Below are 15,126 nucleotides of genomic sequence, written 5' to 3' on the forward strand. Positions count from 1 at the left end.
TATTCTATGCTTCCGGCGCGCGGCACAGGTCCGCAGCGCAGCATCGCACGCGACCATGTCCCTGACCCTCTACCAGCGCGACGACTGCCATCTGTGCGACCAGGCCCTGCAGGTGCTGGCGCAGGCGCGCGTGGCCGACCTGGAAAGCGTTTTCATCGATGACCAGGCGACCCTGGAGGCGCGCTACGGCGTGCGCGTGCCGGTGCTGCGCGCCGCCGACGGGCGCGAACTGGACTGGCCGTTCGATGCCGCCGGCGTGCGCGCCTGGCTGGCTGGTTCGGACGAACGCGCCTGAGTCGCGCATAACGCGCATAAAAAAAGCGGCGGACCCGACGAGGAAATCCGCCGCCCAGCGGCCGCGCGCCGCGGCCTGTGGCGAATCACTTCGCCTTGAACACGACCTTGGTGCTGATCGCGGTTTCGTTGGGGATGGTCTTGGTGTCGGCCCAGTCGCCGCCGCCCACGCCGAAATCCAGGCGCTTGACCGTGGCCTTGCCGGCCAGCACCGGTTGCGCGCCCGGGGTCCAGGTGAAGGTCAGGGTCACCGGCTTGGACACGCCGCGCAGCTCCAGGGTGCCGTCGGCGGCGAACAGATTGTTGCCCAGCGCGCGGAACTTGTCGGCGCGGTAGTGCGCGGTGGCGAACTTGGCGACGTCGAAGAAATCCGCGCCCTGCAGGGTGGAGTCGCGGTCGTTGTTGCCGCTCTTGGCACCGGCCAGCGGGATCGTCACGTCGAGCTTGGCGCCGGCCAGGTTGGCCGGGTCGAAGCTGAGCTTGGTGTCGAAGCCGGGGAACTGGCCGGTGAACACTTCGCCGTCGTACTTGCTGGCGAACACCAGGGTCGAGCCGGGGGCCTGCACATAGTCGGCGGCCTGTACCGCCGGGGCGGCGGCGAGCAGGGCCACCAGGCTGGCGGCGACGGCGGCGGGGGACGCGAAACGGGTCGACATCGAAACGGCTCCTCAGGACTTGGGGGTGAGCCAACCGCGCGGCAGCATCCGCGCCAGGGTGGCATCGCGTTGGAACAGGTGGTGGTAGAAGGCGGCGCCGGCATGCGCCAGGACCACCGCGATCAGCAGCCAGAAGCCCCATTCGTGCACGGCGTGCGAGAGCTGCCGCAGGTGCTCGTCGGGCGGGCTGAGCTTGGGCACGGCGACCAGGCCGAACCAGCGGAACGGGCGCAGGCCGCTGCTGGAGTCGTACAGCCAGCCGGACAGCGGGATGGCGAAGATCATCACGTACAGCAGTGCGTGGGTGGCGCTGGCGATGCGCTCCTGCCAGCCGGGCGTGCCCGGCACCGGCTTGGGCGCGCCGGCGTACAGGCGCCAGCCCAGCCGCACGATCACCAGCGCCAGCACGGTCAGGCCCAGCGACTTGTGCGCGGTGTAGACCCAGAAATACTTGGGCGTCTTCGGCAGCTCGCCCATGGTCAGGCCGACCACGCCAAGCAGCAGGATCAGCGCGGCGATCAGCCAGTGCAGGGTCTGGCTGACGCTGCCCCAGCGGTCGGGGGTGTTGCGGGCGCTCATGGCGTGTCGTCCTGCGCCGCGGGCGCGGTGGTGTCGGTGGGGGGGGCCGGGGCGGCGCCCGGTGCCGGATCCGGCTCGGCCTTGGCGCCGCCTTCGCGGGTGGCCTCGGCCTCGATGCGCAGCTCCACGGTGCCGCCGATCACCGACGGCCAGGCGTCGATGCCGAAGTCGGCGCGCTGCAGCGTGGTGGTAGCGGAGAAGCCGGCGGTGCGGCGGAACGGCGGCAGCGGATGGCGCTTCACCGCATTCAGGGTCACGTCCAGGGTCACTTCGCGGGTGACGCCGTGCAGGGTCAGTTGCCCGATCACCTTGGCGTGCTGCGCGTCGATCGGCTCGATGCGGGTGGAAACGAACTGCGCCTCGGGGTAGCGCGCGCCGTCGAGCAGGTTGTGCGCCAGCGCGGCGCGGTTCCATTTCTCGTCGCCCAGGTCCAGCCGCTGCAACGGCACCCGCGCCTGCAGCCGCGCGCTGCGCCAGTCGTCCGGGTCGAACACCAGGGTGCCGGTGCTGCCGGACACGGTGCCCAGCGCCTTGGAGAACCCGGCGTGCTCGATCGCGAACAGCACCCGCGTGTGCACCGGGTCCAGCGCGTACTGCGCCGGCGCGGCCAGGACGGCGCCCGGCAAGGCCAGCAGGAGCGCCACGAGAAGGGGTTTGAGCATGGAGCCGGGCCGCACGGGGAGGTCGCCGGATTCTAGTCACAGTCCGGGCCAGCTGCGTACCCGCCGCGCGTAACGGTTCGTTGCACGCCGTGGCGGGTGTGATTTTTCCGCGGCCGCGGGGTATAAGAACGCTGCCGCGGCGAGCGGCATACGGAGCGGCCGCCCTGCGCGTCCGGCCCCGGCAGTGCGCCGGTGTTCATCCGCCGCCGTCCCTTGCCGGAGCCGATGTCCATGTCCCCCATCCCGCGTTCCCCACGCCCGTGGCGCCGCTGGGGGCTGCTATGCCTGTTGGCGTTGGCCGGCCTCTGCGCCGACGCCTGCGCCGGCGTGCCGCAACTGCCGCGCTTCCGGGTGTTCTCCAGCGAGCAGGGGCTGCCGTCCAGCGACATCTCCGGGTTGCAGCTGGACCGCGACGGCTATCTGTGGATCGCCAGCGGCGACGGCCTGGCCCGCTACGACGGCCGCGAGTTCCGGGTCTGGCGCCACGACCCCGCCGATCCGGCCTCGCTGCGCTGCAACTACGTGCAGGACATGCACATCGACGCGCGCGACCGCATCTGGGTGGCCTGCGAGGGCGGCGGACTCAGCATGCTCGGCGCCGACCGGCGCGGCTTCCGCCACTTCAACATGGCCACGCAGCCGGCAATGCGCAGCGACGAAGTGTTCGCCATCACCAGCCGTGGCGATGCGGTGTTCTTCGGCACCTACCGCGGCGGCCTGTACCGGTTGGGCGGCGATGGCCGGGTGCAGCGCATCCGCGCCGGCGATCCGAACGTGGACGCGCTGCTCGACAGCGCGGTGCTGACCCTGGCCTTCGACGATGCCGGGGTGCTGTGGGTCGGCACCTTCAAGGGCCTGCTGCGCTACGACGGCCAGCGTGTCAGTGCGTATCGCATCGACGACGGCGTGCCGGACAAGGCGCAGGTGATCACGTCGATCACCCCGCTCAGCGACGGCCTGTGGTTCAGCGGCAACACCGGCCTGTTCCGGCGCGACCGCGCCGGGCGCTGGCTGCGCGCGGACTGGGTCGACGGCCTGCACCGCGCGGTCAGCGCGATCGCCGAAGACGGCGCGGGCGGCTACTGGCTCGGCAATGGCGAGGGCCTGTGGCACAAGCCGGCCGACGGGCCGGCGCGGCGGGTGGACACCGGCGGCGCGGCGGTGTCCGGTGCCAGCGTGGTGGAAACCGTGCTGCGCGACCGCGAAGGCGGCCTGTGGGTGCCGCTGCCGACGCGCGGCCTGGGCTACCTGCGTCCGGACTGGCGTCGCCTGGCGGTGCTGGGCACCGCGCAGGGCCTGCCCGCCGACCAGTACGTCGGCCTGGCGCCGGCGCACGCCGGCGGGGTGTGGCTGCTCGGCGCCGGCGCCAGCGTGTTCCGCCTGGACACCACCAGCGGGACGCTGAGCGCGCCGCACTGGGCCAACGGCGCGCCCAGCGGACGCACGCTGTCGGTGCTGGACGACCCGCGCGGGGCGTTGTGGATCGGCGGCAGCAGCGCGCTGCTGCGCGGTCCATTGGACGGCGGCAACCTGCAGCGCTGGACCCGCGCCGCCGGCGAGGCCGATGCAATTCCCGATGGCACGCTTGCCTGGCTGCAACTGGACGCGCGCCAGCGGCTGTGGATCGCCGCGCCGGGCTATGGCGTGCAGGTGCGCGATGGCGATGGCCACGTCCTGCAGAACATCCCCGGCGGCCAGCACGGCCTGGCCGGCACCGACATCGCCGCGTTCGCGATGGCCCCGGACGGCACGCCGTGGGTGGCCGACGAACAGTTGCAGCACTGGGACGAGGCGGCCGGCCAGTTCCGCACGCCGCCGGAACTGGCTGGCGAAAAAGTGCAGTCGTTCGCCTTCGCCGATGCGCGCACGCTGTGGGTGCACCGGCTGTCCGGGCTGGAACTGTGGCGGCGCACCGGCACGCACTGGCAGCGCAGCCAGCGCTACGCGGTGGCCGAGGGACTGCCGGCCACCGAGTCCAGCGCGTTGGTCGCCGATCCGCAGGGGCGCGCCTGGCTGGGCATGCGCCGCGGCCTGTTCCGGGTCGATCCGCGGCGCACGCCGGCGGTGCGCGCGTTCGGCACCCGCGATGGGCTCGGCAGCCAGGAACTGGTGCGGCGCGGCCTGCTGATGACCGCCGACGGCGTGCTGGTGGCCTCGGCCGCCGACGGCAGCGTGGCGCTGCTGGACACGCAGCAGCCGGACCCGGTGCCGGTGCCGCTGGCGCTGAGCATGGAAAGCGTGCAGGTGCGGCGCGGCCCGCGCCTGCTGGCGCTGCCGACCAAAGGCGGCTTCACCCTGCGCTCGGACGACCGCGACCTGCGCGTGGCGGTGCGGCTGCTGTCCTACATCGATCCCGAACACATCGTCTACCGGTTCCGCCTGCCGGGCTACGACCGCGACTGGGTCAGCACCGGCGCCAGCGGCGAACGCACCCTGCCGCAGCTGCCCGACGGCGCGCACGTGCTGGAGATCCAGGCGCGGACCCGCAACGGCGCCTGGTCGCCGACGCTGCGCCTGCCGTTCCAGGTGCAGCCGCCGTGGTGGCGCAGTGTCTGGGGCATCGTCGGGCTGCTCGCCGTGGCCGGCCTGCTGCTGCTGGTGTCGCTGCGCGCCTACCGGCGCCGCCTGGGCCGCCAGCACGCCTGGGAGCTGGCCCTGCACAAGCAGGAACTCGCCGAGCAGGCCTCGCTGGCCAAGACCCGGTTCCTGGCCACGCTCGGCCACGAGGTGCGCACGCCGCTGACCGGGGTGCTGGGCATGAGCGAGCTGCTGCTGGCCACGCCGCTGGATCCGAAGCAGCGCGGCTATACCGAGTCGATCCGCCGCGCCGGCACCCATCTGCTGCACCTGGTCAACGACGCGTTGGACCTGGCGCGGATCGAGGCCGGGCGCCTGCGCCTGGAATCGCAACCGTTCGCGCTGCAGGCGCTGATCGCCGAGGTGGTCAACCTGATGGCGCCGCTGGCGCAGGCGCGCGGGCTGCGCTTCGATCTGCACGACGGCATGCCCGGCCCGACCACGGTGGAGGGCGATGCGCTGCGGGTGCGGCAGATCCTGCTGAACCTGCTCGGCAACGCGATCAAGTTCACCAGCAGCGGCTCGGTGGGGCTGAAGGTCGTGCCGACGCAGGACGGCCACGGGCTGTGCATCGAGGTGACCGACACCGGCCCGGGCATCGGCGCCGAGCAGCAGGCGCGGCTGTTCCAGCGCTTCGAACAGGGCGACGGCCCGCGCACCGCGGTGCGCCAGGGCGGCAGCGGCCTGGGCCTGGCGATCAGCCAGGAACTGGCGATGGCGATGGGCGGACGCATCCAGGTCGAGAGCCGGCTCGGGCATGGCGCGCGCTTCCGCGTGCGCCTGCCGCTGCGCTGGCGCCCGGCGCAGGAATCCGCGGCGACGCCGGCGACGGCCGCGCGTGCGCGCACCGCGCTGCGCATCCTGCTGGTCGAGGACGAACCGACCGTGGCCCAGGTGATGGTCGAACTGCTGCGCGGCCGCGGCCACCAGGTGGCCTGGGCTGCGCACGGTTTGGAGGCGCTGACTGAGGCCAGCCAGGGCAGTTTCGACATCGGCCTGCTCGACCTGGACCTGCCGGCGCTCGACGGCCTGGCACTGGCGCGGCAGTTGCGCGCGCTGGGCTATGGCTTCCCGCTGCTGGCGGTGACCGCGCGCTCCGACGGCGAGGCCGAGGCCGCGGCGCGCGCCGCCGGGTTCGCCGGATTCGTGCGCAAGCCGGTCACCGGGCAGATGCTCGAAGACGCCATCGACGCGGTACTGGACGGCACGCCGCCGCCCAGCTGAGCCGACCCAGGCGGCGCGGTTGCCAGCGCCGGCGGTTATCGCCGACGATGGCGCCGGTGACGCGGGACGGATGCCTGTCGGGGGAGACAAAGGCGATGCGGGCGAGACGGATCTTGGGATGGCTGTTGCTGGCGTGGTCCGCGGTCGCCGCCGCGGCGGTGCCGCCGACGCCGCAGCCGCGCCAACTGACCGTGGCCGACGGCCTGCCGTCCAACAGCATCAATGGCTTCGCCGAGGACAAGCTCGGCTATCTGTGGCTGGCCAGCAGCGACGGCCTGGCCCGCTTCGACGGACGCGGCTACCGCATCTGGCGCATCGAGGACGGCCTGCACCACAACAAGATCTGGTCGGTGCACGTGGATGCGCAGAACCGGGTCTGGTTCGGCACCGACGGCGCGGGCCTGGGCGTGCTGTCGGCCGACCGCCGGCAGTTCCGCTACTACGATCGCAGCACCTATCCGCAGATCGGCTCCACCACCGTCTGGGCCATCACCTCCACGCCGGACGGCAGCGTCTGGTTCGGTACCTCCGCCGGCGGCCTGCACCAACTGCAGCCGGATGGGCGCCTGCGCCGCTTCATGCCGATTCCCGGCGACGCGCGCAGCCTGCCCTCGGCCAGCATCACCCACCTGGCGATCACCCCGGACGGCACCTTGTGGGTGGGCACCCGCGGCGGCCTGGCGCGCTGGACCGGGCACGATTTCCAGCGCGTCGCCGCCACCGCGCTGCCGCGGCCGGACGTGCAGGGGCTGACCCCCGAGCGCGATGGTACGTTGTGGGTCGCCACCACCGGCGGGGTGCGCCTGGTGCGTGCCGACGGCAGCGTGGTGGAGCCGTACTGGCGCAACATGCCCGGCGAAAGCGTGTTGGGCATGTTGGTGCATGATCGCCACGGTACCCGCTGGTTCGACACCCTGGATGGGCTGGGCCGCGAAAGCGAATCCGCGGTGATCCGCAACGTGCCGCTGTACAGCAATTCCGCGCATGGGCTGGTCAAGCCGAACTGGTCGCTGGCCTTCGAGGACCGCGAGGGCGGCCTCTGGTTCGCCAGCACCAATGCCGGCCTGTGGCACCTGCCGGCCAACTGGCAGCAGTTCTCGGTGTTGTCCTACCGGGTCGACGACCCGGAGTCGATGGGCAATCCCTATGTGCTGGCCACCGCCGCCTCCCGCGATGGCGGCGTATGGCTGGCCGGCACGCGCGGGGTGCTGGACAAGCTGGATCCGGCCACCGGCGCGGTGCATCGGCACATGCGGGCGATGTTCGGTATGGACTGGACACGGGCGATCGCCGAGGACCCGCAGGGCCGGGTGTGGGCGGCCGCAGCCGGGGCCGTGCTGCGCTACGACCCGGCCACCGGCGAGGTCCGGCGCTGGGAAAAGGACGCCGGTGCCGATGCGCCGATCATGGACCTGGTGGACCGGATCGCCTTCAGCGGCGACCGCCATGTCTGGATCTTCAGCGACCTCGGCGGCGTGCAGGTGCGCGACCTCGACGGGCACGTGCTGCGCAACATGACGCCGGGGACCGCCGGCGTGCCCGCCGACCTGGTGGTGCAGCAGGCAGGCCCCGGGCCGCAGGGTCAGCCTTGGCTGCTGGGGCAGCATGGATTGCTGGCCTGGAACCCGGCGCAGGCGCGTTTCGAGCCGGTGCCGGGCGCGCCGCAGCGCCCCTTGAGCGCCATGGCGATCAGCGACGGCAACGTGGTCTGGCTGGCCAGCGTCGGCTGCCTGGAGCGCTATCTGTGGGATGGCCGCCGGCTGAGCCTGCTCGACCGCATCGACGCCGAGCAGGAGTTCCCCGCGCTGGCGCCGAACGGCCTGGTGGTCGATGCCAGCGGCGTCGCCTGGTTGAGCAGCATGCGCGGCTTGATCCGGGTCGACCCGGCGAGCAAGGCGATCCGCTCCTATGGCGTGCACGACGGCCTGCCCAACCAGGAGTTCCAGACCCGCAGCCTGGTGCAGGCGCGCAGCGGCCAGATCCTCGGCGGCACCCCCGACGGCGTGGTGCTGTTCGAGCCGGCGCAGGTGGTGCCGTCGCGGCGGCAGCCGCCGCTGGTGATCGAGCGGATCGGCGTGCGTCGTGGCGAGCGCGGGCTGGACCTGCTGCACGCCGGTCAGATCGTGCTGCAGGAAGGCGACCGCGACCTGCACGTGGTCGCGCGGCTGCTGTCGTTCTCCGATACCGAGGCCAACAGCTATCGCTTCCGCCTCAGCGGCTACGACCCGGACTGGGTCGACGTGGGCGCCAGCGGCGAGCGCCTGTTCTCGCGTCTGCCGTCGGGCCACTACGTGCTGGAGATGCAGGCGCGCACCGCCGACAAGGTGTGGTCGAAGGTGGTCACGCTGCGCTTCCGCGTGCTGCCGCCGTGGTGGCGCAGCCCCTGGGGCGTGGCCGGGCTGGCGGTGCTGGCGGTGCTGGCGCTGTGGCTGCTCGCGTACCTGTACCGGCGCCGGCTGCGCCGACGCGCCGCCTGGCAACTGGCGGTGCACAAGCAGGAGGTGGCCGAGCAGGCCTCGCTGGCCAAGACCCGCTTCCTGGCCACGCTGGGCCACGAGGTGCGCACGCCGATGACCGGGGTGCTGGGCATGAGCGAACTGCTGCTGGCCACGCCGCTGGATGCCAGGCAGCGCCGCTACACCGAATCGATCCGCGACGCCGGCTCGCATCTGCTGCGCCTGGTCAACGATGCGCTGGACCTGGCGCGGATCGAGGCCGGGCGCCTGGAACTGGACCAGCAGCCGTTCGACCTGGGCCGGCTGATCGCCGAACTGGAGGCGATGATGGGGCCGATGGCGCGCAGCCGCGGCCTGGCGTTCGCGCTGGACAACGCCATGCCGCCGGAGGTCACCGCACGCGGCGACGCCACGCGGGTGCGGCAGATCCTGCTGAACCTGCTCAACAACGCCATCAAGTTCACCGAGCACGGCAGCGTGCAGTTGCGGGTGGCGCCGCTGCAGCCGCAGCAGGGCGTGCGCTTCGAGGTGGCCGACACCGGGCCGGGCATCAATGCCGAGCAGCAGGCGCGGCTGTTCCAGCGCTTTGAGCAGGCCGACGGGCCGCGCACCGCCGCGCGCTACGGCGGCAGCGGCCTGGGCCTGGCGATCAGCCAGGAACTGGCGGTGGCGATGGGCGGGCGCATCGACCTGCGCAGCCGCCTCGGCGCCGGCACCCGCTTCGTGGTCGACCTGCCGTTGCCGTGGGCGCCGCTGCCGCTGCCGCAGGCGCCGCGCGACACCCGCGCGTCCGCCAGCGCCGCGGCGCCGCGGCGGATCCTGCTGGTCGAGGACGATCCGACCGTGGCCGAAGTGGTCGGCGGCCTGCTGCGCGCGCGCGGCCACCACGTCACCCACGCCGCGCATGCGCTGGCCGCGCTGACCGAAGCGGCGGCCAGCAGCTTCGACATCGCCTTGTTGGACCTGGATCTGCCCGGCCTGGACGGCCTGGCGCTGGCGCGGCAGTTGCGCGCCTTCGGCTACGGCATGCCGCTGATCGCGGTCACCGCCCGTGCCGACGCCGATGCCGAACCGCAGGCCCGCGCCGCCGGCTTCAGCGGCTTCCTGCGCAAGCCGGTGACCGGCGAAATGCTGGCCGAGGCGGTGGAGGGCAGGCCGGAACCCGAAAACGGGAACCCGGACGCCGGGGGCAAGGGCGAGAGCAGTGACGTGACGTAGGCGATGCGCGGTGCCTCCCTGCGCGGTGCCTCCCTTAGCAGCGGCTTCGGCCGCGACCGCACGTCATGCGGAACGCCCGGTTGCGGCCGAAGCCGGGCGTACGAGAGTCAAAGGATCCGGCAGACCGCAACGCCGCCGCCGTAGCGAATCCCCACTCCCCATTCGCCAATCCCGGCTACTCGGCCACCTCCTCCACCTGCTTCGGATGCGGCCGGGTGTCGGGCAACTGCCAGAAGATCAGGGTCGAGGTCAGGGTGATGGCGCCGACGCAGACGAAGGTCGCGTGCAGTGCCGCGGTAGCGCCGTGGGTATCGCCGAGATGGGTGTTGAAGGCGGCCAGCAGGCTGCCGGCGGCCGCGGCGCCGAAGCCGGTGGCCAGCATCATCACCATCGACAGCAGGCTGTTGCCGGCGCTGGCCTGGTCGCGGTCCAGGTCGCGCAGGGTCACCGTGTTCATGACGGTGAACTGCAGCGAGTTGACCGCGCCGAACAGCGCCAGCTGCAGCAGCCGCCAGCCCAGCGGCTGGCCGGCGTCGAACAGCAGGAAGCTGGCCATCGCGGTGCCGACCAGCACGGTGTTGGTCATCAGCACGCGGCGGTAGCCGAAGCGCTCCACCAGCTTCACCGCCGCGCGCTTGGAGACCATGCCGGCCAGCGCCACCGGGATCATCATCAGGCCGGCGTCCATCGGGCTCATGCCCAGGCCCACCTGCAGCAGCAGCGGGATCAGGAACGGCATGCTGCCGCTGCCCACGCGCGAGAACAGGTTGCCGAGGATGCCGATGCGGAAGCTGGTGACCTTGAACAGATGCAGCGGGAACAGGGGTGCCGCCGCATTGGCCGCGTGCAGCCAGTAGCCGATCAGCGCGGCCAGCCCGGCGATCGCCAGCAGCATCACGAAGGCGTGGCGCAGGCCCAGGTCGGAGATGCCGTCCAGCGCCAGCGACAGCGCGACCATGCCGAAGGCGAGCATGGCGTAGCCGACCAGGTCGAAGCGGGTGCGCTGCTCGCCGTAGAAGTCCGGCATGATCTTCAGCGCCGCGGCGAAACCGATCGCGCCGATCGGCAGGTTGATCAGGAATACCCAGTGCCAGGACGCTACCTGTACCAGCCAGCCGCCCAGGGTCGGCCCGACCAGCGGCCCGATCAGCGCGGGGATGGCGATGAAGCTCATCGCGCTGAGGAACTGCGCGCGCGACACCGAGCGCATCACCGCCAGCCGGCCGACCGGCAGCAGCATCGCGCCGCCGATGCCCTGCAGCACGCGCGCGGCGACCAGGTACGGCAGCCGCGGCGCCGCCGCGCATAGCAGCGAGCCCAGGGTGAACAGCACGATCGCGATCAGGAAGGTGCGGCGGGTGCCGTAGCGGTCGGCGATCCAACCGGAGGCGGGAATGAACATCGCCACGGCCAGCGCGTAACTGAACACCACCGACTGCATCTGCAGCGGGCTCTCGCCCAGACTGCGCGCCATCGCCGGCAGCGCGGTGTTGACGATGGTCGCATCCAGCATCTGCATGAAGATGGCCAGCGACACCAGCCACAGCAGCGGACGGAAACTGCGCGTGTTGGGAGTAGCGATCGGATCGGAGGAGGGCGCGGACATCGGCACGCAGGGCGACGCGAGGGGAGCCATAGGATCGCGCAGATCGCGTCGCAGTGCCGTGGAGCCGCGATCGTTGCGCGTTGCGATGCAGCCCGCGCTCAGCGATCGGCGCCGTGCAAACCTCCGCAGCCGGCGGCATGCGCGCGCGCTGGTAGGAGCGGCTTCAGCCGCGACGGGCGTTCCCGCACCATGCCGTCGCGGCTGAAGCCGCCCCTACGCAAAAGCGCAAGGAATCGAGCGCACGGTCAGGTCAGATCGCCGACCATGCGCGCGACTGCAATCCCGAATCCCGAATCCCAGCCCCTAAGCACGCCGGCTATGCCGCTGCACCGCCTCCACCAACGCGCCGACATGCTCGGGCTGCATGTCCGGCGACAGGCCGTGACCGAGGTTGAACACGTGGCCGTCCAGCGCGCCGCCGTTGCCGTCGGCATAGCTGTGCAGCACGCGCTGCACCTCGCGTTCGATCGCCGCCGGCGCGCCGTACAGCACCGCCGGGTCCAGGTTGCCCTGCAGGGCGACGCGGCCGCCGGTGCGGCGCGCGGCGTCGGCCAGGTCGATGGTCCAGTCCACGCCCACGCCTTCGGCGCCGGAGGCGGCCAGCTCCTCCAGGTAGGGCGCGTTGCCCTTGCCGAACAGGATCAGCGGGGTGCGTTCGGCGCCGTCGCCGCGCGCCAGTTCGCGGGCGATGCGCTGCAGGTAGGGCAGGGAGAACTCACGGTACATGGCCGGGCTCAGCACGCCGCCCCAGGTGTCGAACACCTGCAGCGCCTGCGCGCCGGCCGCGCGCTGCGCGGCCAGGTAGGCGATCACCGCGTCGGTGTTGACCGACAGCAGTGCGTGCAGCGCCGCCGGGTCGTTCAGCGCCAGCGCCTTGATCCGCGCGTAGTTGTCGCTGCCGCCGCCCTCGACCATGTAGCAGGCCAGGGTCCAGGGGCTGCCGGAGAAGCCGATCAGCGGCACGCGGCCGTCCAGCTCGCGGCGGATCACCCGCACCGCGTCCATCACGTAGCGCAGCTCGGTCTCCATGTCCGGTACGCCGAGCCGGGCGATCGCCGCCGCGTCGCGCACGGGATGGCGGAACTTGGGGCCTTCGCCTTCGACGAAGTACAGCTCCAGGCCCATCGCATCGGGAATGGTGAGGATGTCGGAGAACAGGATCGCCGCGTCCAGCGGGAACCGTGCCAGCGGCTGCAGGGTCACCTCGCAGGCCAGTTCCGGGGTCTTGGCCATGGCCAGGAAGCTGCCGGCGCGGGCGCGGGTGGCGCGGTACTCGGGCAGGTAGCGCCCGGCCTGGCGCATCAGCCACACGGGGGTCTGGTCCACGGGCTCGCGGCGCAGCGCGCGCAGCAGGCGGTCGTTCTTGAGCATGGGGGATTCCTTAGCGCGGCGCGTCGGCGCCACGGGTGAACATGACCTGGAAGCCGCGCTTGAGCTGGGCGTCGCGGGCCTTCTCGAAGGCGGCGTGGGCGTCGTCCTGCTGCAGGTACAGCTCGCGCCGCAGCTGCGCGCGGCCGCCGATCTGGCCGCTTTCGCGCAACAACTCCCAGCCGCCGAACAGGTCCGGCTGCAGGGTCAACTGCAGGTAGCGTGGCGGCTCGTTGCCGTCGGGGCGTTGCTGGAGGAAGACGCGCATGCGCCGATTGTAGCGGGTGCCGGTGCAGGCGACGTGGCCCGGGCGGCGGAACCCCGCGGGCGCTCAGCCGGTGCGGAAGCCGCGGCGGTAGGCCGAGGGCGGTAGCCCCAGGTCGCGGGTGAACTGCTGGCGCAGCGCGCCGGCGCTGCCGAAGCCGCAGTCGGCGGCGATCCGCTCCAGCGGCAGGTCGGTGCGCTCCAGCAACTGCTGGGCGCGCACCAGCCGCTGGTGCGCCAGCCACTGCACCACGGTGGTCCCGGTCACCTGGCGGAACTGCCGGGTGAAGCTGCGCCGGCTCATCCGCGCGTGCGCGGCCAGCGCGTCCAGGCGTAGCGGCTGCTCCAGCCGCTGCAGCATCCAGTCCAGGGTCGGGCCGAGCAGGGCGTCGCGGCGATTGGCCGGCAGCGGCTGTTCGACGTACTGCGCTTGCCCACCCTGGCGGTGCGGTGCCACCACCAGGCGCCGGGCGATGCGGTTGGCGACGTCGGCGCCGTGGCGGCGCCGCACCAGGTGCAGGCAGCAATCGATGCCGGCCACGGTGCCGGCCGAGGTCAGCACGTCGCCGTCGTCCACGTACAGCACGTCCGGCTGCAGCCGCACCTGCGGGTGGCGTTGCGCGAAGCGCGCCAGCGCCGCCCAGTGGGTGGTGGCGGGGCGGCCATCGAGCAGGCCGGCGTCGGCCAGCACGAAGGTGCCCAGGCACAGCCCGACCACCTGCGCGCCGGCGGCGTGGGCGCGGCGCAGCGCCTGGCACAGCGCCGCCGGTGCCGGCTCGGCCGCATCCCGCCAGGACGGCACGATCACCGTGTCGGCGCCCTCCAGCGCTTCCAGGCCGTGCTGCACCTGGATGGCGAAGCCGGCATCGGTGCGCAACGGGCCCGGGTCGGCCGCGCAGACCCGCAGGTCGAAGGCCGGCAGGTCGGCGTCGGGCCGCGCCTCGAACACCTGGCAGGGCACCGCCAGGTGGAACGGGCTGATGCGGTCGAAGGCGACCACGGCGATGCGATGCGGTGACATGGCCCGATTTTAGCGAAAATGGTGATTCGGGCCACTCGTCGGCGCGGGCGTGGCCGCCGACACTGGCCGCCCCTTCGCCCTGGAGCCCTCGCATGCCGTCTCCCCGCCGCGCTCTGCTGGTCATCGACGTCCAGAATGAGTATTTCGACGGCGCGTTGCCGATCGCCCATCCGCCGGTGGCTGCGTCGTTGCCCAACATCCTGAGCGCAATGGACGCGGCACAGGCGCACGGCGTACCGGTGCTGGTGGTGCAGCACACCGCGCCAGCGCAGGCGCCGGTATTCGCCGAAGGCAGCGCCGGCTGGGGCCTGCACCCGCAGGTCGCCGCGCGGCCGCGCACGCGGCTGCTGCGCAAGACCCGGCCCAGCGTCTTCGCCGACACGGATCTGGCCGACTGGCTGCAGCAGCAGGCGATCGACACCCTCACCGTGGCCGGCTACATGACCCACAACTGCAACGCCTCGACCGTGTACGAGGCCTTCCACCGCGGGCTGGCGGTGGAAGTGCTGGGCGACGCCAGCGGCGCGCTGCCGTACGCCAACGCCGCCGGCCAGGCCAGCGCCGAGGAGATCCACCGGGTGTTCGGGGTGGTGTTCCACAGCAACTTCGCTGCGGTCGCCGACACCGCGCAGTGGATCGCGGCGGTGGCGGCGCGGCAGCCGCTGCCGCGCGACAGCGTGCTGCAGTCCAACCGCCGCGCGCGGGGTGCGGCATGAGCGCCGTGCCGCGGGTGCTGCGCGCGCGCGACTTCACCGGCACCCGCGCCTGGGAGGCGCTGCCGGTGGCGCTGCTGGACGGGATCGGCGTGCGCATCCACTGGACCGACCAGCCCTATGTCTGGCACGTCAACGACGGCCAGGAGGTGTTCGTGGTGCTGGATGGGCAGGTGCAGATGCGCTGGCGCGTGCACGGCGTCGAGCAGGCGGCATTGTTGCAGGCCGGCGACGTGTTCCATGCGCCGGAGGGCACCGAGCACGTGGCGCACCCGCAGGGTCCGGCGCGGGTGCTGGTGGTGGAGCGCGACGGCAGTCCATGAGGATCCGGCACGCCGCGCGCGCGACAGCAGCGCGCGGCGTGTCGCGAGTGCTGGCAGGGGCGTCGCGCGGCCGACGGCCGGCGCGAGAGGCGCCGCAGGCTGCGCATCGCGGTGTGCGTTCTATCACGGGCCCATCACTGCCGTTCTGGCGTCATTGGGACAGGC

The 15,126-nt window shown here is 72.4% G+C and carries 12 protein-coding genes; 5 read left to right on the top strand and 7 right to left on the bottom strand.

Annotation, left to right across the window (positions count from 1 at the left end; all coding sequences use genetic code 11):
- Positions 1-55: 55 nt before the first annotated feature.
- Entirely contained in the window at positions 56-295 is a 240-nt protein-coding gene (locus AC1PME_RS06690; RefSeq protein ID WP_307549401.1) for a glutaredoxin family protein, read from the top strand.
- 85 nt (positions 296-380) lie between these two features.
- Here AC1PME_RS06690 and AC1PME_RS06695 read toward each other — a convergent pair whose 3' ends face one another.
- The 3 genes from AC1PME_RS06695 to AC1PME_RS06705 are packed head-to-tail and all read right to left on the bottom strand — an operon-like array spanning position 381 to position 2,191.
- Positions 381-950: a YceI family protein gene (locus AC1PME_RS06695; RefSeq protein WP_254460858.1), complete on the bottom strand. Its 570-nt coding sequence runs from the start codon at positions 948-950 to the stop codon at positions 381-383.
- A gap of 12 nt (positions 951-962) precedes the next feature.
- Complete coding sequence (locus AC1PME_RS06700) at positions 963-1,529, bottom strand: cytochrome b (protein ID WP_254460859.1); 567 nt, start codon at positions 1,527-1,529, stop codon at positions 963-965.
- A complete protein-coding gene (locus tag AC1PME_RS06705) occupies positions 1,526-2,191 on the bottom strand; it encodes a YceI family protein (protein ID WP_481097682.1) in 666 nt (221 codons plus the stop codon). The genes AC1PME_RS06700 and AC1PME_RS06705 overlap by 4 nt, the downstream gene beginning before the upstream one ends.
- Positions 2,192-2,422: 231 nt before the next feature.
- Between AC1PME_RS06705 and AC1PME_RS06710 the strand changes: the two genes are divergently transcribed.
- Together AC1PME_RS06710 and AC1PME_RS06715 are read left to right on the top strand one after the other, a co-directional pair.
- A complete protein-coding gene (locus tag AC1PME_RS06710) occupies positions 2,423-5,992 on the top strand; it encodes a hybrid sensor histidine kinase/response regulator (protein ID WP_481097683.1) in 3,570 nt (1,189 codons plus the stop codon).
- Positions 5,993-6,087: 95 nt separating this feature from the next.
- Positions 6,088-9,666, top strand: a complete 3,579-nt coding sequence (locus tag AC1PME_RS06715; RefSeq protein WP_481097684.1) for a hybrid sensor histidine kinase/response regulator — start codon at positions 6,088-6,090, stop codon at positions 9,664-9,666.
- 175 nt (positions 9,667-9,841) lie between these two features.
- On the opposite strand, the gene mdtD is transcribed toward AC1PME_RS06715, so the two are convergent.
- The 4 genes from mdtD to AC1PME_RS06735 form a co-directional block, all read right to left on the bottom strand.
- On the bottom strand, positions 9,842-11,272 hold the full coding sequence (gene mdtD, locus AC1PME_RS06720) for a multidrug transporter subunit MdtD (protein WP_481097685.1): 1,431 nt from the start codon (positions 11,270-11,272) through the stop codon (positions 9,842-9,844).
- Between the two features lie 303 nt (positions 11,273-11,575).
- Positions 11,576-12,643 (bottom strand): uroporphyrinogen decarboxylase, encoded by a 1,068-nt coding sequence (gene hemE, locus AC1PME_RS06725; protein ID WP_254460864.1) that lies wholly within the window; start codon positions 12,641-12,643, stop codon positions 11,576-11,578.
- Between the two features lie 10 nt (positions 12,644-12,653).
- On the bottom strand, positions 12,654-12,908 hold the full coding sequence (locus AC1PME_RS06730) for a WGR domain-containing protein (RefSeq protein ID WP_254460865.1): 255 nt from the start codon (positions 12,906-12,908) through the stop codon (positions 12,654-12,656).
- Positions 12,909-12,971: 63 nt separating this feature from the next.
- Positions 12,972-13,925: a GlxA family transcriptional regulator gene (locus AC1PME_RS06735; RefSeq protein ID WP_481097686.1), complete on the bottom strand. Its 954-nt coding sequence runs from the start codon at positions 13,923-13,925 to the stop codon at positions 12,972-12,974.
- A 92-nt stretch (positions 13,926-14,017) separates the two neighbouring features.
- Between AC1PME_RS06735 and AC1PME_RS06740 the strand changes: the two genes are divergently transcribed.
- Entirely contained in the window at positions 14,018-14,641 is a 624-nt protein-coding gene (locus AC1PME_RS06740) for a cysteine hydrolase family protein (RefSeq protein WP_481097687.1), read from the top strand.
- Positions 14,638-14,961 (top strand): cupin domain-containing protein, encoded by a 324-nt coding sequence (locus AC1PME_RS06745; RefSeq protein WP_481097688.1) that lies wholly within the window; start codon positions 14,638-14,640, stop codon positions 14,959-14,961. Before AC1PME_RS06740 ends, AC1PME_RS06745 begins: the two co-directional genes overlap by 4 nt.
- The last annotated feature ends 165 nt before the right edge of the window (positions 14,962-15,126 follow it).

It is taken from the genome of Xanthomonas sp. NCPPB 901 (assembly GCF_056725085.1).